Here is a 23,244-nt window from a genome sequence, read left to right as displayed (position 1 = left end):
CCTCGGAACCTCTCTGCAGATCTACCAAAGTATCGAAAAACAAATGGGACAAGAAAAACTCAATCAACTCCTCGACCTGCTCGAAGAACTCCAAGCCGTCAAAGTCTGACCCCGCCTTGTAATGGCGAGGTCAGGGAAGATCTTACAGGCTTGCCAAACCAGTATCCAACGCCGACAGGATTTTAGACACATCGTCGGACGTAATGATTAGTGGTGGTGACAGGATAATGTTGTTACCCGACACCCGAACCATGACACCATCATCATATGCTGCCTTCTGAACCTGCAAGGGAAGATGCTTGGCAATCGGTTCTTTTGTGCTGCGGTCCGAAACCAGTTCCAGCGCACACATCAGGCCCTCACCGCCGCGCACATCGCCGACCACGTCGTACTTGTCGGCCAGCTTTTTCAGGCCGGCAAACAGTTCATCCCCGCGAGCGGCGGCGTTCTCCCACACGCGAAGGCGGTTAATTTCCGCAAGTGCTGCCAAGGCTGCTGCCGCTCCGACCGGATGGCCGGAATAGGTGTAGCCCTGATCGACTGACGCTTTGCCGGTGGTATCGCTTTCGAACACTTCGGCAACTTGACCGGAAATCATCGCAGCGCCGAAAGGGAAATACCCATTCGTAATAGCCTTGGCCGTCGTCATAATGTCCGGCTGCACACCCCAGTGCCGGGCTCCGCTTTCGCTGCCGGTGCGGCCAAAGGCTGTGATAATCTCATCCGAGATCAACAGAATGCCGTGTTTCGAGCAGACCTCGCACACCAAAGGCATGAAGCTCTTGTGCGGTGGAATTACACCACCGGCACCCAAAACGGGTTCCATGATGAACGCTGCAACAGTATTTGCGCCCTGGAATGCAATCTCGGCTTCCAATGCTTTGACGCAAAGCTGTGCCAGACGCTCGGGGTCGGTCTCGTCGAAAGGATTGCGATACGCCCACGGCGCCGGGATGTGGAAACACCCTGGCATCATCGGTTCGTAGGCCGCGCGGAACTTCTGGTTGCCGTTGACCGACGCTGCGGCAAAATGGGTCCCGTGATATCCCTGTTTCAGGCTTATGAATTTGGTGCGCCCGTCTTCGCCGCGCAACTTGTGGTACTGTCGAGCCATTTTCAGGGCGATTTCAACCGAATCGGATCCACCCGAAGTAAAGAACGCGCGGGTCAAACCATCTGGCTCGAAGAACCGGGCCAGCTCGTATGACAATTCGATCGCCTTGTCGTTGCTGGTGCCGCGGAACGTTGAATAATACGGCAACGCATTCAGTTGGTCCGCAATCGCCTGTTTCACAGGTTCGCAGGAATAGCCCAGATTAACGTTCCACAACCCGCCAACGGCGTCGATGGCCTTTTGGCCGTCGACATCGATGATGCTTACCCCTTCGCCGCCTACCAAAATGGTCGGCGGGTTCTTATGGCTGTCGGCTGGGTGCGCCATCGGATGCCAAAAATAGCGGGCGTTGTTTTCCTTCAGGAAGTTGGAATCCTTCATCTCAAAATTCTCCGGGAATTGCGTCCGACCGAGTTCTCGGTCGAAATTCAGTTGGAAAGTTTGCAGGGGCTTGACCACCAAAAATCGCCGTAAGTTCTTGCGAAATTTTTTTCAGGGCATTCAGTAGAAGCGGCTGTCTGTCGCTTGCGGTTCTGATTTCAGGAACCGCAAATGAAACCGTTCCAAGCGCCTGTTGATCTACTCCGAAAACCGGGGCTGCAAAGCCGTGGACACCGGTTTCGAAACCTCCGTTACTATAGGACCAGCCGGTTTCTTTTACCTCGACGAGACGCTCTTGAATGAGTTCAAGATTCGTTATCGTAGAGTCCGTAATACGTGGCAAGTCGCAGTTTTCGAGGCCTTTCAAAAGCGATGGGGGGCCAAAACAAAGCATACACAACCCTGAGGCCGTAGCATTGAGCGGAAGGACTTCCGTGGGGTCCAAGCTAACGCGAACGCTGTGCTGAGTGGTCTCGACCACTAGCGCCGTTTGAAGAATGTCGTTTTCCAGAAGAGAAAGGTGCAGGCTTTCTCCTGCTTGTTGCACCGCGCTCTGCATTTTGAGGCGCGCTGCTTTGAGGCCGGGGTTTGCAGTCTCGCGCAACGCGGCAAGACGCAGTGCCGCCGGGCCAATCATATATGATTTCGTTCCCTGATTCTGCTCGATCAATCCGAACTCTTCCAGTTCACGCAGATGCCGAAGAACAGTCGCCTTATTGACACCAGATAGCCGAGCCATCTGGGTCAGCCCGATTTCTGGCCGTGCGTTTGAGAATAACTCCAACAATCTCAAAGCATTAAGAGCAGTTCCCATAAGTTTCCCCTCCTCCTTAAGAGAATACTTGACACAATGTAATTAACAACGCAACAATAAACATGACTTATGGGTTCATTATTTGAACCAATAATGGGAGGAGTCCATGAAGAAAGTTCTTACCGCTGCCGTAATGGCGATCTCTGCATCAGCTGCTTTTGCTGAATATCCAGAGAAACCTGTATCCTTCGTCGTTCCGTGGCCGCCGGGCGATCTGGAGGATGTATTGACACGTCTGATCGCAGATGAATTCCAGGAAATGTACGGCGTGCCGGCGGCAGTCGTGAACAAACCTGGCGGTGGCGGTGGTCCGTTCCCTGGCGCTGTCGAGGTCGCCACCGCTCCGGGCGATGGCTATACAGTCGGCTCTTTTGTCATAGGCGTGCCGGTGATTGGCCCCGAGATTGGCATTCCAGAGCTGAACCCCAACCCATTTGACCCAATTGGCATCTTCCTGACCTATCCGTTCGTGATAGCGTCCAGCAAAGACGCACCCTTCTCATCTTGGGAGGAGTTGGTGGAACATGGCAAAGATAACGATGTTGCACTGGGGCATTTCGGCTCTGTCCTGCCCCCCACCCAGGTGACATTCGCAGCTGCTGTCAGCAGCGGGTTTGATTTCGCCAGTGAAGCCGCATTTGATGCTCTGGACTGCAACACCCTGACTTCAGGCGACGTGGACGTGATCAACACGACACTTCAACTTATACTGTCCTGCTTAGATCAGGTGAATGTTCTGGCCAGCATCGGCGGTGAGCGGATTTCCCTGGTCCCCGACACTCCGACTGTTGTCGAGCTAAATCCTGACCTGCCTTTGGCACTATGGAACGGTCTGTTCGTTCACAAAGACACCCCGGCAGAGGCGCGCGAGAAGATCGCGGCAGCCGCACAAAAGGCTCTGAGCTCCGACAAAGCCAAGCAGCTTGCCGAGGAAACAGGTGCGCTGATCTACTGGCAGGACCCGGACGCCTCCAACGCGCAGATTGAAAAAGACAAAGCCTCTTTCGCCAAAATCGAAGAGATTCTGGGCGAATAACTCAAGATTGGCCCGGCAGGATTCAAACTGCCGGGTCTGTTTTAATCGGTGGGGAGGTAGAGATGATCGCGAAAACCTTACAGGACATGTTCAAACGATATCGCCGCCCTGGCGATGTAGTTTTTGCGTTCGTGTTCCTCGTGTTTGCTGTCTTTTTGTTAATGCAGCTGGGTGAACAGACACAAATTGTCAAGCGAACCAAGTGGTTCGCGCAACCCAATCTTTGGCCAATGATATCCCTATGGGCCATGGTGGTTTTCGGATTTCTGCACTGGCTCAGTTCGGCAATGTCGCAGCGGCGTCACGGGCGCTGGACCGAAGTGGCATTCTGGTTGAGGTCGTTTGAATATGTTTTCTACTTCCTCGTTTACGTAAAAACCGTTCCCTTGCTTGGGTATCTTCCCGCGACAGTCATTTTTGCCGTGTTTTTGGCAATTCGCACCGGATTTCGCGACGCAAAGGGTATCGGTTGTGCCGCTCTGTTTGGTGTTTGTGTCACGGTCATCTTCCGGGCTTTTTTGCAAGTGAAAATCCCGGCCGGCGCTGTCTATGAATATTTGCCGGACACGGTCCGCGCGTTTGCGCTGACGTATCTCTGAGGTTTCGCCGATGGACGCTCTATTTTCGGGTATTTCGATTCTTGCGCAATGGTCGGTTTTCGCTGCTCTTTTGATCGGATCGATCGGAGGCGTGATCATTGGCGCCCTTCCAGGGGTTGGAGCGCCGGTGGCAATTGCCATTCTGTTACCCGCCACTTTCGCGTTTGAACCCATCGTTGGCCTGACCCTGCTGCTAGGCATCTATGGGTCCTCGATGTATGGCGGTGCAATCCCTGCCGTCCTGATCAATACACCGGGCACGGCGGTCAATGCGTTGACCACCTATGACGGCTATCCGATGACGAAGCGCGGCCAGGGTCATCGGGCGTTGTCGCTGGCCTATTCGGCGTCATTTTTTGGAGGCATCTTTTCGATTATTTGCCTTATGCTCCTGTCGCCTGTCCTGGCACTCGTTGCCCCGCATTTTGGCAGCCGTGAGATTTTCCTGGCCGCGTTGCTTGGCATCATATTGGTAATCCTCGCTCATCGTGGCCAGATCTTTGCGGCGGGCATGCTGGCGGCATTTGGCCTGTTCTTGAACACTGTCGGGCTGGAGCCGGTCAAATACACCCGTCGTTTCACATTCGAACAAAGCTGGCTGGCGTCAGGGGTAGACCTGATTGTTGTTGTGCTGGGACTGTTCGCAATCAGTCAGGCATTGCTTCTGTTGCTTGAAAAAAACCACACACCAGGTGAAGCACGTGTTGGCGGCAGCATCTTTGCGGGATTAAAAGAGCTGCTTGGCCTCAAGCGTATCGCGACCGTGTCGTCCAGCATCGGCGTATTCATGGGCATGGTGCCGGGGACCGGCGAGTTCACCTCGCAGTTCCTGTCTTACACATACGCTCAAAAAACCTCCAAAAATCCAGAAGCCTTTGGCGATGGTTCGCCCGAGGGGCTTGTGGCTTCTGAATCCGCAAACAATGCTGTGCCCGGAGCGGCGATGATCCCGCTGCTGGCGTTGGGTATTCCTGGCGAGGCACTGACAGCAATGATGTTGTCAGTCTTTTATGTGCACAATGTGATACCTGGGCCGCAGCTGTTCGAAAACCAGATGGATTTCGTCATGGCCCTCTATATGGCGCTGATCCTGCTGAACGTGATCGTTCTGGTGTTTTTGCTGTTCTCGACCAACTTGCTGCTGAAGATCATTCAGATTCCAACTCGTTTTCTGGGCATCATGATCCTGATCCTGGCATTTGTTGGCGTATACAGCCTGCGCAATTCGATCACCGACTGTGCATTGGCCGCGGCATTTGGAGTGTTCGGTCTAGTCCTCAAACGGCTGGACTTACCGATCGTTCCAATCATCCTGGGCATGGTTTTGGGCGGCATTATGGAGGTCAAGCTCCGCAGCGCCATGGCTCGGGTTAATTCACCGCTGGATTTTGTTGATAGACCGATTGCCGCAATCTTGTTCGGTATGATTGTTCTGATCCTCATTCTGCACTTTCGAGCTCTGTACTACGAATTCAGAAACAAGCTGAGACCGGAACCAAGCACCGAGCCCGTCGATGCAGATCACCCAAATCAACAAGGTTGAGATTTTCCATGGATCAGTCCCTAATCGACGCGCTGCGAGCGCAGCAAATCGCTCCGCGCGGCCACTTCATAAACGGCCACTTCACCGACGGTGAAACGGGTGCGCAGGTCGAAGTGTTGTCGCCCATCGATGGCCGACCTCTGACTCGAATCGCCGATGGAAGCGCGGCGGACATTGACGCAGCCGTCCTGGCCGCTCGGGTTGCATTCGAGGACGGGCGATGGTCTGACATGGCACCGTCGGGGCGCAAGAAAGTGTTGCTGAAGCTGGCGGATTTGATCGAAGAACGTGCGCTGGAAATCTCTGTTCTGGGGGTGCGTGACAACGGCACCGAGATCAGCATGGCCTATAAGGCCGAGGCGCTTTCGGCGGCGGCGACATTTCGGTACTATGCCGAAGCAATTGACAAGATTTATGGTCAGATCGCGCCAACCAGTCATGATGTTCTTGGCCTTGTACACCACGCCCCGGTCGGCGTGGTGGGTGCAATCGTACCGTGGAATTTTCCGCTGATGATCGGCAGCTGGAAAATTGCTCCGGCCCTTGCCGCAGGCAATTCCGTGGTCTTGAAACCCGCGGAAAGCGCTTCGCTCAGCCTTTTGAAGATTGCTGAACTGGCTGTTGAAGCTGGGGTTCCGGATGGCGTGTTCAACGTCGTGACAGGGCGTGGCTCGGTCGTGGGCGAAGCGCTGGCACTGTCGATGGATGTGGACATTATGGTGTTCACTGGGTCAGGCGCAACGGGTCGTCGGTTGTTGGAGTATTCCGCCCGTTCCAATCTGAAACGCTGTTACCTTGAATTGGGCGGTAAGTCAGCCAACATCGTCTTCAACGACGCCCCGGACCTGGCCGAGGCCGCCAAAGTGTCCGCAGCAGGTATCTTCCGCAACTCCGGTCAGGTCTGCGTCGCTGGCTCTCGCCTTCTTGTTCAGGAAGACATCTACCAGGATTTCGTGGTCGAAGTCTCGCGCCATGCTGAAAACTTTTGCGTCGGCGATCCGCTAGACCTGAACAGCCAGATTGGTGCCGTTCACAGCCTGTCGGAACTTGAGGCCAATCTGGATTTTGTTGCCAAAGCCGAGGCGGAAGGGGCAGAGCGGCGCACCGGTGGCAATCGCATCCTGATGGAGAGTGGCGGCTATTACATGTCTCCGACCGTAATGGCCGGGGTAAAAGAGACGGACAACTTGTTTCAGAAAGAAGTCTTTGGCCCCGTTCTGGCGGTGACACCCTTCAAAACGGAAGAAGACGCGATCCGGTTAGCCAACGCCACCGTCTATGGCCTGGCTGGCGGTGTCTGGACATCTAACCTTAGCCGCGCCCACCGCATGGTGGCTGGTATCCGCACTGGCGTCGTACATGTGAACACCTATGGCGGTGCTGATCTGACTGTTCCGCTCGGTGGAGTGCGCCAGTCCGGCAATGGGCACGATAAGTCTTTACACGCGCTTGAGAAGTACTTCGACCTGAAGACGGCCTGGATCAAGCTCTGAATGGCTGCGCAACGAAGGAGGAGCTCATGACTGTGAAAACGATTCTGTTGATCGGCACTTACGATACGAAAGAAGCCGAGATGCGTTTCATTGAAGACGCAATTCACGCACAAGGCGCTGATGTGCTGACAATGGATGTCTCAGTTCTGGGTGATCCCAGGACGCCAACCGACATCTCCAAGCACGACGTCGCTGCTGCTGGCGGCATGACCATTGATGAAGTCATCGCACAAGGGGATGAAAACAAAGCTTTTCGGGTAATGTCCGCGGGTGCCGCAAAAGTGGTTGCTCAGACCTATGCCGATGGCCGCTTTGACGGGATGCTGGCCACCGGCGGCACCATGGGCACCGATCTGGCGCTGGACTGTGCACAAGCGCTGCCGATGGGTGTGCCAAAGTACATTGTCTCTACGGTCAGCTTTTCGCCGCTGATCCCTCCGCATCGTCTGGCGCCGGATATTCAGATGATCCTGTGGGCTGGCGGGCTCTATGGTATGAATTCGATTTGCCAGTCTTCACTCAGTCAGGCAGCCGGGGCAGTTGTTGGCGCGACTAAGGCCGCTATTGCACCGGACCGCAACAAGCCACTGATTGGAATGACTAGTCTTGGTACGTCTTGTCTGCGCTACATGAAGGCGTTGAAACCGGCGTTGGAGGAACGCGGTTTTGAGGTGGCGGTGTTCCACTCTACCGGTATGGGTGGCATGGCATTTGAAAAGCTGGCTGGCGAGGGCGCATTTGCCTGCGTGATGGATTTCTGCATGCAGGAATTCGGGAATTATTTGGCGGGTTCTGTCGTGTCCAGCGGCGAGGAGCGTGTAACCAGTGCAGGTCGGGTGGGCACGCCTCAGATGATCGCGCCCGGAGCGCTGGACCTGTTGGATTTCGCGGGTTGGCAGAACATCCCCGACCAATATTCTGATCGTCCGTTTCACGTGCATAACCGACTGATCAAGAGTTCTGTTTTTAATGGGGATGAGCGTCGCAATTGGATCCGTGAACTGGCCAATCGAATGGAGGCCGCAACCGGACCTGTTCACTTTTTCCTGCCTGTTCAGGGGGTTGAAGCATGGGACAGGGAAGGCGGGGCTGCGCATGATCCTGAAGCTCTGGCAGATATGGTGGATGAAGCGCGCAAGGTTATACCGGGCCGTGTGCCAATGACGGAACTTGACGCTCATATCAACGACACCGCGTTCTGCGAAGCGGTTCTCGTGCAATTTGATGCCTGGGTCGAGAAGGGTGTGATCCGCAAAAATCGCTAATCTCCGTCACTTGAACAGGTCTGTTTACGCTCGGACGCCGTCGCGTCGCTTCGAAAATCACCTGCGGAATATGCAGGCCGAAGGACAGAAAATGCCCAGAACAATAGATCAGCTTAGGGCCGACCGGGAACGACTGCTTGGACCCAAAGTCTCAACCTTCTACGACGATCCCATTCATTTTGTCAGGGGGAAAGGGGTATGGCTATGGGATGCGGCCGGGCGCAAATACCTGGATTGTTACAACAACGTCCCGCATGTTGGGCATTGTAACCCGCGCGTGGTCGAGGCGATCTGCAGACAGGCTAGCACACTAAACACCCATACACGCTATCTGCATGACGGAATTCTGGACTACGTCGAGAAACTAACCAATACCATGGATAAATCGCTTAATACGGCGATTATGACCTGCACTGGCTCTGAGGCAAATGATATAGCCCTCCGTATGGCCGAGGGCATGACTGGGAAACGCGGGATCATCGCCACGGATGCGACGTATCACGGTAACACCTCGTTGGTTAGCCAACTGAGTAAATCGAATATTCCTACTGTGGGTTTCGGGCTTGAACAGTATTTTCGCTTCGTCAAAGCGCCGGACAGCTATCGCAATCCGGACTCGGACGGCACTATGTTCGCTGACGCCGTTGCAGAACAGATCACTGAGCATGAAAAATCGGGCACCGGCTTTGCTGCGCTGATACTATGCCCTTACTTCCTGAACGAAGGTTTTCCTGATCACCCGGACGGTTGGTTGAAACCAACTGCTGAAGTTGTGCGCAGGGCAGGGGGGTTATTGATCTGCGACGAGGTCCAATCAGGTTTTGGCCGTACGGGTACTCATATGTGGGCACACCAGAAAATGGGAGTTGTGCCGGATATCATGACACTGGGGAAACCTATGGCGAATGGCCATCCAGTGGGAGGAGTTGTTACACGAACAGAAATCCTTGCTACTTTTCGAAAGGGCTATCGCTATTTCAATACATTTGGCGGCAATCCCGTCTCCTGTAGTGCAGCGATGGCGGTGCTGGAAGAGATCGAAGACAAGCAATTACTGGAGAACGCGAAGAATGTGGGCTTGCATGCCCGCAAAAGAATGCACGCGCTTGCGCAGAAGCACGACGTTATTGGCAACGTGCGTGGGTCCGGTTTGATCTTCGGAGCTGAAATGGTTTTGGACCAAGACAGCAAGGAACCGGCCAGCGAATTCACCGATCGAATAATTAACGCGATGAGACATCAAGGTATCATACATTCCAAGCTGGGTCGGTATAAAAACACGTTGAAAATACGGCCTCCAATGCCGTTCTCGATCGACAATGCCGATTTACTGTTTGACACGCTCGACGAAGTTTTGGCGAAGACCCTGTTACGCTCATGACTGACACGGTAAGAAAGGCACTGACCTATTGGGGAATGTCCGGTGCAGCTTTCAAACTGATTGCCGCGCGTGAAAACCAGGTGTTTCGCGTCGACTGCGAAGGGAAAACCTATGCCCTGAGGTTGCATCGTTGCGGATATCGATCGAACGACGAACTCCGATCCGAGTTACAGTGGATGGCTGCTGCGTCTGAGGGTGGATTGAATGTGCCGCGACCCGTTCCCTCGGCTTCCGGGGCATTCCTGCATGTCGCCGATGGCATTCAAATCGATGTCCTGACGTGGATTGCGGGCAGTCCGATGGGGAAAACGGGGCAGGCGTTGCACTCGGATGACAGGGCAGGCCTGTTTCGAAACATTGGCCGTGAAATGGCTAAGCTGCATAATATTTCAGATGCTTGGGATATTCCCGACGGGTTCCAACGGTGTTCATGGAATCGCGAAGGGTTACTTGGTGAAAACCCGGTATGGGGCCGTTTTTGGGAGAACCCAACCCTGTCTGGGGAAGACAGAGCGTTGTTTAGCGAAGCGCGTGCGCGAGCAATGGCTGATCTGAAGAACATGGAACCAAACCTGGATTTTGGTTTAATCCATGCAGACCTGGTTCGCGAGAACATTATGGTTGATGGTGAAAGGCTGTGGTTAATCGATTTTGATGACTGCGGATTTGGTTTCAGGTTATTTGATCTGGCCACAACACTTCTCAAAAGTATCAACGAGGACGACTACCCGGACCTCTGTACCGCGTTGATTGACGGGTATTCTACACTCCGGGATATTGATGTGGGGCCTCTTGCTTTGTTTCTTCTTCTCAGATCAGCCACCTATGTCGGCTGGATCGTCAATCGGATGCATGAGGAAGGGTCCAAAGCTCGCAATGATAGCTTCATTGAAGTAACCAGAAGACTAGCTCTGGCATATCTCGACGAGTAATGTGGGGAAATCGATCAATCCCGAAAGCTTTTTCCGCAGACTTTGACACTTCTCTGAACAGGGCACTTTAGTTATCGACGTGACGCCAGTTTCACCGCGGCAGGCACTGACTATTGGAGCCAGTAGTTCAAGCTGATCGTGCCACGATGAGCTGTTGATTTACCAAATCTGGGCCGCCGCCCAATATTCGGTAACGTTCACGGGATCATCTCGCCCGCGACCCACCAAAAGATTGGAAAACCCAATTGATAAACCGGACGCGTTTTTGAGAAATTAGAGCGACATCCACATCGTTCCGACGCTTCATTCCTTGGTAAGGTGTTTCCTGACAGTTGGATCAATCTTGGTACTATGGGTTGAGTAGATACCACAGGCGGCAATGGCCTCGCGCGCGGTTACCCGCTCGTGCAGGCGCTTCCAGATTGTTTTGGCGGCATAAGGATGCGGGTAAGGGCGCCAAGCAACACCCATCGTCATTCCCCGCAGATACTTTAGTTGCTGGCGGTGCGCTGAATATAAGATGGTATTGGCAACGCTGCCTTCGCGCATCAACTCATGTTCGGTTATAAATATCCTGTTTCCCCGCATTGTCACCAAACCAACGTAACGAGAAATCTGGTGCATGCTTTTGTCTTGCGATGTGGCAATTTCGCGGGACCGGATTGTGAAAAGCCCATCAACTTCCTGAATACGGATTAACGAACAAAATATCTTCCCTTCCCAGGAAGGCGTGCAGAAAAACGAGTGATAGAAACCAACATAGCGCCTGAGGTTTTTGTGTTGGCCCCGAAAAGGATCCAGAAACGCGTCTGCGGGCGTTTTTCCGGTTGGTAGTAAGACGTCCTTTAGCATTTGCTCAAAGCAAGCAGTTTCAGCGAACAGTTCGGCTTCTGTCAGGCCGAAATGGCGCGCGATCCGACGCATGTTGTGGGCCGAAGGCAGGCTGGAGCCATTCAGATACCGATTGAACTGCTGCCGGTTGACGCCAATATCCCGACAAATCTTTGAAATATTGCCGTGTTCTGCGCATAGCGACTTCAGGTTGGCAGAAAAATACTGGGACATGGAAAAACCTTTCGCGATTTGACGCTATTACGCTGCAAATAGCATCACTTCGCATAAGATTGCACAATTTGTTTTTTCTGCAAATTGTTTTCTTCTTCGGCCTCAGTTCGCAAAAAGCAAGCTCTCGGATGCCAGTTAAAACCGTCGAAAACACATGGATCACACTCTCCGACGGGCGGAGGCTTGCTGCTCGACTCTGGTTACCCGAAACCGGTCCAGCTCCGGCCATTCTGGAATACCTGCCTTACCGCAAACGCGACGGCACAGCGCCCAGGGATGAAACAACACATAAGGTATTTGCCGAGGCTGACTATGCCTGCGTTCGGGTTGATATCGCCGGTACGGGCGACAGCGAAGGGCAATTCGAAGATGAATACTCGGAACAGGAACTGAGTGATGGTGAAGAAGTCATCGCATGGATCGCAGCGCAGGATTGGTGCGACGGTCACGTTGGGATGATCGGAATATCTTGGGGTGGGTTTAATGGTTTGCAACTGGCTTTCCGGCAACCGCCTGCGTTGAAGGCTGTCGTCAGCGTCGCCTCGACCGTGGATCGCTATGCAGATGACATTCATTTCATGGGTGGTTGCCTGCTGAGCGACAACATGAACTGGGGTAGTCAGATGTTCGCTTATCTGACCAGGCCCGCAGATCCGGCCTTACGTGCAGACTGGCGAGAGGACTGGCTGACGCGGCTGCATAACGTTCCATTTTCAGCCGCCGATTGGCTGCGTCATCAGACACGGGATGCTTATTGGAAGCGCGGCTCGGTTTGCGAAGATTGGTCTGCGATCCAAGTCCCGGTTTTAGCCATAACCGGCTGGGCAGATGCGTATGTCAACGCCCCGACAGCTTTGGCTGCTAACCTGACATCGCCCACCAAGGCCGTCATAGGGCCGTGGGAACATCGATATGCGCATATCTCGAAAATTGATCCTGCGGATTTCCATTCTGAAGTCATCGGCTGGTTTGATCGATGGTTGAAAGGACAGGAAAATGGCGCCGAAGATCTGCCTGCGTACCGGACATACATGCAAGAGCACTTCAACCCGACGCCGAAAAACGGCCCTCGACAAGGTCGTTGGATAGCCGAAGGTCGTTGGCCATCACCGCACGTACACGAACAGATCTGGCATCTGGGACCGGGCGGGTTCTCCACTAGCCCATCCCAAGGCTTTGCAACTATTGCGTCGCCTTGCCATGTCGGCAAGCAAAGTGGGTATTTCTGTGCGGGTATGCGCGTCGATAACGAGCTGCCCGGCGATCAGGCAAGCGACGATGCCTTGTCGCTGAGTTTTGACAGCGCGCCGTTGCTTACGTCGATGGAATTGCTGGGGCGGGCAAAACTGAAGTTTCGGTTTTCGGTGGACAAGCCCGTCGCCCAGATTGTTGCGCGCCTGTGCGATGTATCGCCCGAGGGTATTTCACAGCGCATTAGCTATCGGTCGTTGAACCTGTGCCATTACCGCAGTCGTGAAGCGCCCGAAATCTTACATCCCTGTGAGATTTACGAGGCCGAGATTGCCCTGAACGAATGTGCACATCGATTGCGTGAGGGTCACGTGTTGCGGCTGGCCATGTCGACATCCTACTGGCCTATCATCTGGCCGTCGCCAGATCTGGCAGAGGTGACATTGCACTTGCAGGATTGCGCTCTGCATCTACAGGTGCGCGAAGTGTCGCGGGAAATCCAGGCTTCTGAACCCGGTCCGGCGCAGAAGTTTCCGGTTCTTGACGCCGAGCAATTGCGGGTGCCAACCGCGCGATCCGAACATACCGAAACCGAAGATGGCCGGATCGTGCTTGAGACGTTTGATGACTATGGTAAATCGCGCGATCCCTACCACGGCCTGATTGTCGGCAGTGATGTGCGCATGCATTACGGCATACATCCGGATGACCCGGCCACTGCCCGGTTTGAGACGGCCTGGAATTTCACCTTTGAACGGGCAAACTGGCAGGTCGCTATCTCGACCGAATGCCGCATGAGTTGCGACACGCAGAATTTCTACCTCTACCGCAAACTTCGCGCCACCGAAGGCGCCGATGAAACCGAAGTCCTGACAAAGGAATGGTCGGAAACCATTCCACGCGGATTTCTCTGACTTAATCCCAGGGAGGATACTATGAAGATAGAATGGACAAAGGCCAATGTTGGTCGTCGCGGGTTCCTGAAAGGCGCAACCGCGCTTGGAGCGACCACGGCGCTTCCGATGGGGTGGGCAAATCGCGTATTTGCAGCACACGACGGTGTTCTGCGGGTACGGGCCTATGGCGATGCACAGAATATGGATCCGGCCCACTCGGTTGGTGTCGTGGAAGAAGAGGTACATGCCGCAATCTACAACAAGCTGATCCAGTATAAACCAGGCGAGGAATGGGGTTGGCAGCTGGACGCGGCAACGATGATCGAGCAGGTTGACCCCACTCATATCAAGTTTGCATTGCGTGACGGCATCGGCTTCACCAACGGCTTTGGCACCATGACCGCCGAGGACGTCAAGTTCAGCATGGAACGGATCGTGGATGACACGACCGACAGCCCGAACAAACCCGACCTGGGACCGTTCAGCCACGTTGAAGTGACCGGTGAACGTGAAGGGACGATTGTGTTGAATAAACCCTTCGCACCGATTTGGTCGATTGCCCTGCCTTACATCACCGGAAACATTGTCTCGAAAGCAGCGGTCGAAGCAGCCGGTGGTCGGATCGGTGCCGATCCGGTAGCAGAGTCTGGCCCATATCTGCGGGATAGCTGGTCGCCCAAGGAAAAAACGGTTCTCAAGCGCAACCCTGATTGGAAAGGCGATGCTCCGACCTGGGACGCAATCGAAATCTATCCTATCGACGACGAAAACACCGCCGAGATCGCGTTTGAAGCGGGCGAACTGGACGTGACTCGCGTGTCGCTGGGTTCGGTCGAACGTTATCGCGCTGGTGTTCCCAATGGTGGCTCGCTGGTTGAGAAACCCTCGCTTTATTATGTCTGGATGGGAATGAATGTTGAACATCCAAAGCTGCAAAATCAGAAACTGCGGCAAGCGATTCAACATGCCGTAGATGTCCCCAGTATTCTGGAAGCTGCCTATTTTGGTGCCGCCGAGCCGGCAACCGGGATCATTGCTCCGGGTCTGGCTGGGCATCGGCCGTCTTCGCTGGTGCCACCTGAGGCAAATTTCGAAAAAGCGGCGCAACTGCTTGCGGAATCGGGTGAAACCAACGTTACGCTGACCCTTGACACGCTAAACAAGACGACGTTCACGACAACCGCACAGATCATTCAGGCGACGCTGGCACAAATTGGTATCACGGTTGAGGTGAACGTTCTGGAATCCGGTGCGTTCTGGGCGTCTGGCGACAACGAAAACCTGCAGCTTGTTCTGAACCGCTATTCGATGACGCCGGACCCGTATTATGCGACGTCGTGGTTTACGCCCGAGCAAATTGGCAAGTGGAACTGGGAACGCTTTAACAGCGCAGAGTTCAACGAAATCCACGAAGCTGCGTCTGGGGAAACAGATATCGCAAAGCGGGCTGAAATGTACCAGCGTGCGCAGGATTTGATGGAAGAAAGCGGTGCCTATCGCTTCATCACGCACGAGGCGACGCCGGTTATTCATAGCGCAGGTGTCATTCCTGCATTGCGCCCGGACGGGCTGTCGCTGCTGCGTTACTTTGGCAAGTCGACCTGACCTCCCTAGGTCGACAGGGAGCGGCGGGCGCTAACACTCGCCGCTCCATAACCAACGCCATCCAGCCACAAGGAGCCAGTTGGCCATGCTGAACTTCGCAACCCGTCGCTTCGGGCTGTCGCTACTCATCCTTTTCGTGGCGGTCACCGTCATGTTCCTGATGATCCGCGCTGTACCAGGCGATCCGGTCCAGATCATGCTGGGTCCGCGCGCCACACCCGAGCTTCAGGCCCAACTCACCGCCGCACTTGGTCTTGATCAACCGATATGGAAACAGCTGCTGATCTTTTACTCGAACCTTTTGCAGGGTGACCTTGGCACCGATGTCTTCTCGGGTCGGTCTGTGACTGAGATTGTGTTTCAGCAATTGCCGTTCACTCTGGAGCTGATTTTTGCATCAATCCTGTGGTCCGCAAGTCTTGGTATCGCACTTGGCGCTTATGCGGCTGCGCATCCAAACACGATGATCGACCGGATGGCCGCCGCAATTTCCGTCAGTTTTGTTGCCGCTCCGGCCTTTGTTGTTGCGCTTTTGGCTTTGTTGGTTTTCGCCGTTAATTTGCAGTGGTTTCCTGCCATTGGGGCAGGGGAAGGGTTCTGGGATCGCCTTGACCATCTGGTTTTGCCAGCCTTCGCCATCGGGCTCAGCTGGGTCGGTTACATTGCCCGTTTGGTTCGGGCATCGATGCTGGAAGTCATGGGCGAAAGCCATGTACGCACGGCCCGGGCATTTGGTATCGCTGAACGTCGCGTGGTCATGGTTTACGCCTTACGTATCGCCATTCTGCCAGTGGTTACCGTGATCGGGGTTGGGATGGGCTTTCTTCTGAGCTCTGCCGTCTTTGCGGAAATCGTCTTTGCCCGGCCGGGTCTGGGCAAGTTGGTTATCGATAGCATTACCACCCGAAACTACCCGATTGTGATGGGCTCAGTCCTCATCTCAACAGCGTTGTTCGTGGTGTCGACAGCGATGGCTGATCTGGTCAATGCGCTGCTCGATCCACGTGCGCGTACGGCTCATTGAGGAGGGTGAGTGATGGAAAAATCTCGTTCCGAACTTGGCCAGATCATAGTCGGGGTCGCCCGCGACCCGCTTGGTCTAATGGGCTTGATCATTGTCGGCATCATCGTATTCTGCGCAATATTCGCGGCTTGGATCGTGCCCTACGACCCGATTGCCATGGATATCAAATCGCGCATGCAAGGACCATCCGCTGCGCACCTGTTGGGGACCGACCAACTGGGGCGCGATACATTTTCGCGAGTAATCGCGGGGGGGCAGGTAGCACTTAAGGTGGCATTGCCCGCCGTGTTCGGCGCGATGGCGATTGGCCTGACACTGGGCATGATTGCCGGGTATGGGCCGAAATGGCTCGACAACCTACTGATGCTGTTTTTCGACACCATCCGGTCCTTCCCGACCGTGATGTTTGCACTGGCTGTTGTGGCTCTGGTCGGGCCCAGCCTGCAGACGGTTGTGTTCGTGGTCATGGCGACCTCGATCCCGACCTATGGGCGCGTTGCACGGACCCAGACACTGACGCTGCGCAATTCCGAGTTCATTCTAGCCGAGCGGTCGATGGGGGCCAGCATGGCGCGCATATTGGGCGTTCATATGCTGCCCAATATCATCGGCGTTCTGGCAGTGTTGGCGGCTATGGATATCCCCACTGTCATCGCGTTGGAGGCTGGCCTGTCATTTCTGGGTCTGGGCGTCAAACCTCCGACTCCCAGCTGGGGTGCCCTGCTCAAGGACGGCTATTCACTAATCCGCCAGACGCCGTGGCTGGTTGTGGGCGGGGGCCTGCCGATCATTCTGGCAACACTTGGGTTCACGTTCCTGGGCGAAAGCCTGCGCGACGTGGTTGATCCGAAACTGAGGAAACAGCGATGACCGATACACTTCTGGAAATCGACCACCTTAGTGTCGACTACGAAACAGGCCGTGGCGACCTCAAAGCCTTGAGGGACATCACATTCAACGTCAATAAGGGTGAAATCGTTGGCATTGTCGGAGAATCTGGTTGCGGTAAATCCACCTTGATTTCATCAATCCTGCGTTTGACCGCACCCAATACGCGGTTCCGCGAGGGAGAGGTTCGGTTCAAGGGGCAGAACCTGTTGCAGGCTTCCGAGCGTCAGATGCGCGACCTGCGTGGGGCAGACATTTCCATTGTCTTTCAGGATCCGATGCAAACGCATAATCCGGTTCTCACTATCGGGCAGCAGATGCTGGACATTCAGCACCGTTCCAAACAGTCAAAAGCGGACAAGCTGGCCCACGCAGCCAAGATGCTGGGTGCTGTCGGCATCCCCGATCCCGAAGCGCGCCTAAAGCAGTATCCGCATGAGTTCTCAGGTGGGATGCGCCAGCGGATAGCCATAGCAATGGCGTTGATGTCCGAGCCGGACCTCTTGATCGCGGATGAGCCAACCACTGCATTGGACGCCACTCTTGAGGTACAGATCATCGAGCGCCTACAAGAATTACAGCGCGCGGTTCATTGTGCCATTCTGTTTATTTCGCACCATCTGGGCGTGATCGCGGAACTCTGCGACCGGGTGGTGGTGATGTATGCAGGAGCCGTTGTCGAAAGCGGCGATGTGCGTGAGATTTTCCACAACCCTAAACACCCCTATACACGTCGTCTGATCGATTGTGATCCCGGCCACATCAAAGAACGCGCCCGCGTTTTGCCCACTATCCCCGGTGAAGTGCCTGATCTGGCCAACCTGCCGGGGGGGTGCATCTTTCGGGACCGTTGTGATCAGGCCATGGCGCGCTGCGCGACCGATGTGCCGCCACTGGATCAACTGAAAGAGGGCCACCACGCCGCATGCTGGCTGAACCACGAGGAGGTCGCAACATGAGCTTGCTGAATGTCGTGGATCTTAAAACCAGTTATGGACCGGTCAACGTTCTGGCGGGTGTCAGTTTTACCGTAGAACCTGGCGAAACTTACGCGCTAGTTGGGGAAAGCGGATCGGGCAAAACGACGGTTATTCGCGCGATTGCGGGTCTTGCGCCTGCACAGGACGGTTCGGTCATATTCGAAGGTCAGGAAATTCGGGGCGCGCCGGAAAGTGTCATGCGCCCGCTGCGTAAAGACATGGCGATGATGTTTCAGGACCCGGTCGGTAGCCTGTCGCCCCGCCTAACAATCCGCAGTCTGATCACCGAACCCTATCGCATTCAGGGTATGAAAAACCGCGATCTGGATGCCGAGGCCAAGCGCCTATTGGAAATGGTGAACCTGCCTGCGCATTTTGCAGATCGTTATCCGTATCAGCTGTCAGGAGGTCAGGCCCGGCGCGTGGGCGTCGCACGCGCCCTGGCGCTGGAGCCCAAGCTGATCCTTGCGGATGAGCCGACTGCCGGTCTCGATGTTTCGGTCCAGGGCGAGTTGCTGAACCTGCTCAACGATCTGCGCGAAACGCTGGGGTTGGCGATGGTCATCATCACGCACAACCTAAGCGTCGTGCGCCACGTGGCCGACAGAATGGGCATCATGTATCTGGGCCGTCTGGTCGAAGAAGGCACAACGGAAACGATCTTCAACAACCCGCGCCATCCCTACACGCGCTGCCTTCTCAGCGCCAACCCCGAGCCGGACCCGGATGCGCGACTGGAACGGATCGCTCTCAAAGGGGAGCCTCCCAGCCTGCTCAAGCGGCCATCTGGCTGTGAGTTTCGCGAGCGTTGCCCCTTTGCTCAAGACATCTGCACCCAGACCCCGGAATGGGAGGTAAAAGGCGGCCACGGGCTGCGATGTCTGGCCCCGCTGTCGTAACTAGGAAATCCAATGACAAGCACACTCTACTTCAACGGCACCATCCTGACCATGGATGCGCAGAACTCTTCACCACAGGCGGTGCTGACTGATGGCAACAGAATTCAGGCAGTTGGTACCGAAGCGGAGCTGCGCGCTGTTATGTCCGCAGAATGTCACGAACATGATCTTGAAGGTCATACTCTGATGCCTGCGTTTATCGACCCGCATGGGCATTTTCCCGATCCGGGCTTTGTCAGGCTGTTCCGTGTCGATCTGTCATCGCCTCCTTTAGGGGATTGCAGGCACATGTCACAGACGTTGGACAGGCTTCATGAAAAGGCAAATTTAACACCCGAGGGTGAATGGGTCATGGGCGTGTCGTTCGACAATACGTCTATTCAGGAATGCCGAATGCCCACACGGGCCGAACTGGATAGCGTTTCACAACGCCATCCAATCTGGGTTATTCACGCGTCGGGTCACAATGGTGTGGCTAATTCCCTTGCGCTGGAAAGACGCGGGATAACCCGTGAAACACCTGATCCAGAGGGCGGCCGTTTCGGTCGTGATCCTGAAACCGGAGCGCTGACCGGATTGATCGAAGGGCTAACGGCCATGGGAGAAATGGGCGATACTGATTTCCTGATCGACCGCGACCGGTTTTGGCTGGGCTTTGGCGTCTGTCGCGACGAATACCTGTCCCATGGTGTGACCTATGCCCAAAATGCCTGGACGTCGCAGCATATGCTGGATCACTTCGCCAGCCTGCCTGAGGATCAGGATCCGGGAATTGACATCGAGCTTTTGCCCGTCGGAAATCTGGAGCCAGAGTTGTCTTCGCGATGGATTGGTACGAGCTGGCCGGGCAACCCGCATTTTTCTCTGGGTCCGCGCAAACTGTTTACGGACGGAGCCTTTCAACTACAGACCGCGTATCTGTCTGCTCCATATTTCAAACCTGCCAACCCTGATAACCCTTGTGGAATGACCTATACCTCGCAAGAGCAGTTGGATGCGGATGTAGAAAAGCTCCACAGTCAGGGCTTGCAGGTTCACTGCCACTGCAATGGCGATGCCGGTGCCGAGATGTTCATAGATGCGGTGGAAAAGGCGCTTGTTACGCACCCACGCCAGAATCATCGACACACCATTATTCATGGCCAGGTTCTGAGGGATGACCAATTGAAGCGTATGGCCCGGCTTGGTCTGACCGTCAGCTTCTTTCCCGCCCATGTCTTCTTCTGGGGGGATCGTCATTACGATACTTTCCTGGGCCCCGAGCGAGCCGAACGGATATCTCCAGCGGCGTCAGCCGAACGGTATGGTGTGCGATACACGATCCACAACGACGCCTCGGTCACACCGACGCGTCCAATCCATCTTGCTCATTGTGCGGTGAACCGAAAATCCGCTTCTGGTCGTGTGCTTGGCGAGGATCAGAAGATCAGCGTTAGTTCAGCCTTGCGGGCCCAAACCATCGAAGCCGCCTGGCAGGTGTTTAAGGAAGATCAACGCGGATCCATCGAACCGGGTAAAGTTGCAGATTTTGTTGTTCTTTCGCGCAATCCACTGCACGACCCGGACCGCCTGTCAGATACTGTCGTGCTTGAAACCATCCGCTATGGCGAAAGTGTTTTTTCGGCAGCGTGTACTAAACAAGAGTTTGAGCACGCATAATGGTGACCAAGCGTATTGTGATCGCGGGGTTCCAGCATGAAACCAACTGTTTCGGTGTGACGAAGGCTGGGATGCCTGAGTTTGAGATGGCAGATTCCTGGCCGGGAATGCTGCACGGTTTACAAGTTGTTCTGGAAACCGAAGGCATGAACCTTCCGATCGCGGGTTTCGCCGTCGCGGCACAGGCAGCGGGATTTGATGTCATTCCAATTTTGTGGTGCTCTGCCGAGCCGTCCGCTCATGTCACCGATCACGCATTCGAAACGATCTGCGGGATGCTGTTGGGCGGAATAAGGGGCGCAGGTCAGATTGACGGCGTCTATCTTGATCTCCACGGAGCTATGGTCACGGAAAGCTTTGCTGACGGTGAAGGAGAGATTTTGCGACGCGTTCGTGAAACTGTGGGTCCAGATGTTCCAGTGGTCGCAAGTTTGGACCTTCATGCCAACATTTCCGCCGAAATGGTTGAGCACTCAGACTACCTGTCGATTTTCCGCACTTACCCACATTTGGATATGGCGGAAACGGGTGCAAGATGCGTTCCTGTCTTGCGTCGCCTGCTAGCGGGCAAAACCCTGTACAAGGCGTTTCAACCGGTGCCCTACCTGATCCCCCTGCATGCGCAACATACGGGTTCTGCGCCTATCAATGATATCTATCAACTGCCAGCCAAGTTTGAACGGCAAGGCATTTTGGCAGAGATCGCTCTTGGTTTTACGGCGGCGGATTTTCCTGACACAGGCCCATCCTGCATTGCCTATGCCTTGACTGCTGCAAAAGCGGCTGCCGCTGCCAGAAAAATCCTCAACATGTTCCTGTCCCGTGAGGCCAGCTTAGAATGTAAGATGTTGTCTTTGGAAGAGGCCGTTTCCACATGCCGTCAAAGGCGCGAAGATCCTATCGTTCTTGCCGATGTTCAGGACAATCCGGGCGCAGGCGGAACGTCAGATACAACGGGGTTGCTGACCGCTTTGATTGAGGGCGGGGTAAAAAACGTTCTGATGGGTCTGTTCCATGATCCGGAAAGTGCCAATCAGGCCCATGCGGCAGGGGAGGGTGCGCGGATCATTCTGGCTATCGGCGCAAAGTCGAACCTGGTCGGACATGTTCCAGTCAGCGCAGAGTTTGAAGTGCTCTCCTTAAGTGATGGCGCATGCCGCTATACCGGTGAAATGTATGGCGGTGGGACAGCTGCGCTAGGCAAGACAGCTGCGCTACGTTTGGTTGGACACGACGCCGACATTGACCTGGTCGTCACAAGCATACGAAACCAATGCCTGGATCGCGCGCATTTTATTCATATTGGGTTAAACCCTTTGAGTTATTCGGTGATCTGCGTCAAAAGCACAGCGCATTTCCGGGCAGATTTCGAACCTGTTGCAAGCCATGTCTATTCGGTCGCTTCGCCCGGAGTTTTTCTCTGCGACCTCGAAAAAGTTCCTTACACTTCTGTCGCGAGAAGAGTGCCCAACAGCCGTAATGTTTCCTTTGAGGCGACGTAATATGATAGCCCTTTGATGTCAGGGCCGCCCCGACGTGCGAAGTGCTCCACTGGAGTAACTTTCTTCAGCCTCGAATGCTCAGCTTTAAGCCGCCCGCATATCTCTGCAATCGGGAACTTACACTTTTTTCGCGCCCAGCCGGGTACTGCACATGACAAACAGCGAGAGTAACACCGGTACCTTCAACGCACGACTTGTCGGAAACAGTTTTGCTTCGGTATGGCTTGCAGGCGCGAGAAGTTGAAGCGCAACGTACAAATCCGCACCCATCCAAAGAAGTTACTTGTCGTCTTCAGCTTGAGTTCGCAAAGGGGCCCACAAACCTTTGATTGCGGCCCCGAACTAGGTAATCGCAGCCCGTTCAGTATCTCCAACAAAGCCGGGGGTAACATCACCACCAGAAGCTGTCTTCCTCCAGCAAGGATGCAATTGTCAGGTTAGCATCCTCGTCCAACACATCAATTGCAGGTTCATGCCAAGCACCGTCCGAGTTGGTTGTAAAGGGTGCGTCAAAGTTATTTTTTTCGCAAGAAACAACCAACCCATAGATATCCTCATCATCTTGGTAGGTTGCCAAGTCGGGCCTAAATTCCAGATAGTCGACATCTTCGTCCCATTCGGAGGCCACGGGCTCCTCAGCCACCGTCACGGTAGTGATTTCGGATGCCAACAAAACGCTCAGCTTTGGTTGAACAGGACCAATGGTCCCATTTCCATCAATATCGTGGCCATAGAAGACCTCGACATCCACAACATTGGCAACGATAGCACCGCTAACATATTGTCCCGAAGCATCCGTAGTCCATTCGGCATATGATCCGTTCGCATTTTGCCACAGCACCTTGTAACCGCCACCCGACGCTTCCGCCTGAAGTGCCTGCCAACCCGGCAGGCTGTCTGGCCCAATTGCATTGCCATTGTACGACAGGCCGATGGTACCGTTGATCAGATATTCACCACGAGTTGATGACGCGAAT

The 23,244-nt window shown here is 54.7% G+C and carries 19 protein-coding genes; 15 read left to right on the top strand and 4 right to left on the bottom strand.

Going from position 1 to position 23,244, the window contains the following annotated elements; translation table 11 throughout:
* Positions 1-142: 142 nt before the first annotated feature.
* Positions 143-1,495 (bottom strand): aminotransferase class III-fold pyridoxal phosphate-dependent enzyme, encoded by a 1,353-nt coding sequence (locus AC2FLZ_RS18645; RefSeq protein ID WP_496882584.1) that lies wholly within the window; start codon positions 1,493-1,495, stop codon positions 143-145.
* Between the two features lies 1 nt (position 1,496).
* Entirely contained in the window at positions 1,497-2,309 is an 813-nt protein-coding gene (locus AC2FLZ_RS18640) for an IclR family transcriptional regulator (protein ID WP_496882583.1), read from the bottom strand.
* A gap of 106 nt (positions 2,310-2,415) precedes the next feature.
* Between AC2FLZ_RS18640 and AC2FLZ_RS18635 the strand changes: the two genes are divergently transcribed.
* The 7 genes from AC2FLZ_RS18635 (at position 2,416) to AC2FLZ_RS18605 (ending at position 10,558) form a co-directional block, all read left to right on the top strand.
* Complete coding sequence (locus AC2FLZ_RS18635; protein WP_496882582.1) at positions 2,416-3,345, top strand: tripartite tricarboxylate transporter substrate binding protein; 930 nt, start codon at positions 2,416-2,418, stop codon at positions 3,343-3,345.
* Positions 3,346-3,407: 62 nt separating this feature from the next.
* Complete coding sequence (locus AC2FLZ_RS18630) at positions 3,408-3,944, top strand: tripartite tricarboxylate transporter TctB family protein (protein ID WP_496882581.1); 537 nt, start codon at positions 3,408-3,410, stop codon at positions 3,942-3,944.
* 10 nt (positions 3,945-3,954) lie between these two features.
* A complete protein-coding gene (locus AC2FLZ_RS18625) occupies positions 3,955-5,487 on the top strand; it encodes a tripartite tricarboxylate transporter permease (protein WP_480521380.1) in 1,533 nt (510 codons plus the stop codon).
* Between the two features lie 8 nt (positions 5,488-5,495).
* On the top strand, positions 5,496-6,980 hold the full coding sequence (locus tag AC2FLZ_RS18620) for an aldehyde dehydrogenase (RefSeq protein WP_496882580.1): 1,485 nt from the start codon (positions 5,496-5,498) through the stop codon (positions 6,978-6,980).
* 26 nt (positions 6,981-7,006) lie between these two features.
* Entirely contained in the window at positions 7,007-8,245 is a 1,239-nt protein-coding gene (locus AC2FLZ_RS18615) for a Tm-1-like ATP-binding domain-containing protein (protein ID WP_496882579.1), read from the top strand.
* 70 nt (positions 8,246-8,315) lie between these two features.
* Positions 8,316-9,626 carry an aspartate aminotransferase family protein gene (locus AC2FLZ_RS18610; RefSeq protein WP_496882578.1) on the top strand — a complete coding sequence of 437 codons (1,311 nt, stop codon included), beginning with the start codon at positions 8,316-8,318 and terminating at the stop codon, positions 9,624-9,626.
* Complete coding sequence (locus AC2FLZ_RS18605) at positions 9,623-10,558, top strand: phosphotransferase enzyme family protein (protein ID WP_496882577.1); 936 nt, start codon at positions 9,623-9,625, stop codon at positions 10,556-10,558. Before AC2FLZ_RS18610 ends, AC2FLZ_RS18605 begins: the two co-directional genes overlap by 4 nt.
* Before the next feature lie 303 nt (positions 10,559-10,861).
* Here AC2FLZ_RS18605 and AC2FLZ_RS18600 read toward each other — a convergent pair whose 3' ends face one another.
* The gene (locus tag AC2FLZ_RS18600) at positions 10,862-11,623 is read right to left on the bottom strand and encodes a helix-turn-helix transcriptional regulator (RefSeq protein ID WP_496882576.1); all 762 of its coding nucleotides are present in this window, start codon (positions 11,621-11,623) and stop codon (positions 10,862-10,864) included.
* 128 nt (positions 11,624-11,751) lie between these two features.
* Here AC2FLZ_RS18600 and AC2FLZ_RS18595 point away from each other — a divergent pair, with 128 nt between their 5' ends.
* From AC2FLZ_RS18595 to AC2FLZ_RS18560, 8 genes are all read left to right on the top strand, one after another.
* Complete coding sequence (locus tag AC2FLZ_RS18595; protein WP_496882575.1) at positions 11,752-13,728, top strand: CocE/NonD family hydrolase; 1,977 nt, start codon at positions 11,752-11,754, stop codon at positions 13,726-13,728.
* A gap of 21 nt (positions 13,729-13,749) precedes the next feature.
* Positions 13,750-15,315 (top strand): ABC transporter substrate-binding protein, encoded by a 1,566-nt coding sequence (locus tag AC2FLZ_RS18590; protein WP_496882574.1) that lies wholly within the window; start codon positions 13,750-13,752, stop codon positions 15,313-15,315.
* 85 nt (positions 15,316-15,400) lie between these two features.
* Positions 15,401-16,339, top strand: a complete 939-nt coding sequence (locus AC2FLZ_RS18585; RefSeq protein WP_496882573.1) for an ABC transporter permease — start codon at positions 15,401-15,403, stop codon at positions 16,337-16,339.
* A gap of 12 nt (positions 16,340-16,351) precedes the next feature.
* Positions 16,352-17,209, top strand: a complete 858-nt coding sequence (locus tag AC2FLZ_RS18580; protein ID WP_170362625.1) for an ABC transporter permease — start codon at positions 16,352-16,354, stop codon at positions 17,207-17,209.
* The gene (locus AC2FLZ_RS18575) at positions 17,206-18,186 is read left to right on the top strand and encodes an ABC transporter ATP-binding protein (RefSeq protein ID WP_496882572.1); all 981 of its coding nucleotides are present in this window, start codon (positions 17,206-17,208) and stop codon (positions 18,184-18,186) included. The genes AC2FLZ_RS18580 and AC2FLZ_RS18575 overlap by 4 nt, the downstream gene beginning before the upstream one ends.
* Entirely contained in the window at positions 18,183-19,106 is a 924-nt protein-coding gene (locus tag AC2FLZ_RS18570) for an oligopeptide/dipeptide ABC transporter ATP-binding protein (RefSeq protein WP_496882571.1), read from the top strand. The genes AC2FLZ_RS18575 and AC2FLZ_RS18570 overlap by 4 nt, the downstream gene beginning before the upstream one ends.
* 12 nt (positions 19,107-19,118) lie before the next feature.
* Positions 19,119-20,765, top strand: a complete 1,647-nt coding sequence (locus AC2FLZ_RS18565; protein ID WP_496882570.1) for an amidohydrolase — start codon at positions 19,119-19,121, stop codon at positions 20,763-20,765.
* Positions 20,765-22,267 carry a M81 family metallopeptidase gene (locus AC2FLZ_RS18560; RefSeq protein ID WP_496882569.1) on the top strand — a complete coding sequence of 501 codons (1,503 nt, stop codon included), beginning with the start codon at positions 20,765-20,767 and terminating at the stop codon, positions 22,265-22,267. The genes AC2FLZ_RS18565 and AC2FLZ_RS18560 overlap by 1 nt, the downstream gene beginning before the upstream one ends.
* A 391-nt stretch (positions 22,268-22,658) precedes the next feature.
* Here the strand turns inward: AC2FLZ_RS18560 and AC2FLZ_RS18555 are convergent.
* On the bottom strand, positions 22,659-23,244 hold a 586-nt coding region (locus tag AC2FLZ_RS18555), incomplete at its 5' end, for a hypothetical protein (RefSeq protein ID WP_496882568.1).

This window comes from Ruegeria sp. YKSF131, from assembly GCF_059612645.1.
The sequence above is the reverse complement of the archived record's forward strand: the minus strand, read 5'-3'. Positions and strand labels throughout refer to the sequence as shown.

Bases quoted from the DNA above. Each gene is read 5' to 3' on its own strand.
- AC2FLZ_RS18645 (WP_496882584.1), bottom strand. From the start codon at position 1,495: ATGAAGGATTCCAACTTCCTGAAGGAAAACAACGCCCGCTATTTTTGG.
- AC2FLZ_RS18640 (WP_496882583.1), bottom strand. From the start codon at position 2,309: ATGGGAACTGCTCTTAATGCTTTGAGATTGTTGGAGTTATTCTCAAAC.
- AC2FLZ_RS18635 (WP_496882582.1), top strand. From the start codon at position 2,416: ATGAAGAAAGTTCTTACCGCTGCCGTAATGGCGATCTCTGCATCAGCT.
- AC2FLZ_RS18630 (WP_496882581.1), top strand. From the start codon at position 3,408: ATGATCGCGAAAACCTTACAGGACATGTTCAAACGATATCGCCGCCCT.
- AC2FLZ_RS18625 (WP_480521380.1), top strand. From the start codon at position 3,955: ATGGACGCTCTATTTTCGGGTATTTCGATTCTTGCGCAATGGTCGGTT.
- AC2FLZ_RS18620 (WP_496882580.1), top strand. From the start codon at position 5,496: ATGGATCAGTCCCTAATCGACGCGCTGCGAGCGCAGCAAATCGCTCCG.
- AC2FLZ_RS18615 (WP_496882579.1), top strand. From the start codon at position 7,007: ATGACTGTGAAAACGATTCTGTTGATCGGCACTTACGATACGAAAGAA.
- AC2FLZ_RS18610 (WP_496882578.1), top strand. From the start codon at position 8,316: ATGCAGGCCGAAGGACAGAAAATGCCCAGAACAATAGATCAGCTTAGG.
- AC2FLZ_RS18605 (WP_496882577.1), top strand. From the start codon at position 9,623: ATGACTGACACGGTAAGAAAGGCACTGACCTATTGGGGAATGTCCGGT.
- AC2FLZ_RS18600 (WP_496882576.1), bottom strand. From the start codon at position 11,623: ATGTCCCAGTATTTTTCTGCCAACCTGAAGTCGCTATGCGCAGAACAC.
- AC2FLZ_RS18595 (WP_496882575.1), top strand. From the start codon at position 11,752: ATGCCAGTTAAAACCGTCGAAAACACATGGATCACACTCTCCGACGGG.
- AC2FLZ_RS18590 (WP_496882574.1), top strand. From the start codon at position 13,750: ATGAAGATAGAATGGACAAAGGCCAATGTTGGTCGTCGCGGGTTCCTG.
- AC2FLZ_RS18585 (WP_496882573.1), top strand. From the start codon at position 15,401: ATGCTGAACTTCGCAACCCGTCGCTTCGGGCTGTCGCTACTCATCCTT.
- AC2FLZ_RS18580 (WP_170362625.1), top strand. From the start codon at position 16,352: ATGGAAAAATCTCGTTCCGAACTTGGCCAGATCATAGTCGGGGTCGCC.
- AC2FLZ_RS18575 (WP_496882572.1), top strand. From the start codon at position 17,206: ATGACCGATACACTTCTGGAAATCGACCACCTTAGTGTCGACTACGAA.
- AC2FLZ_RS18570 (WP_496882571.1), top strand. From the start codon at position 18,183: ATGAGCTTGCTGAATGTCGTGGATCTTAAAACCAGTTATGGACCGGTC.
- AC2FLZ_RS18565 (WP_496882570.1), top strand. From the start codon at position 19,119: ATGACAAGCACACTCTACTTCAACGGCACCATCCTGACCATGGATGCG.
- AC2FLZ_RS18560 (WP_496882569.1), top strand. From the start codon at position 20,765: ATGGTGACCAAGCGTATTGTGATCGCGGGGTTCCAGCATGAAACCAAC.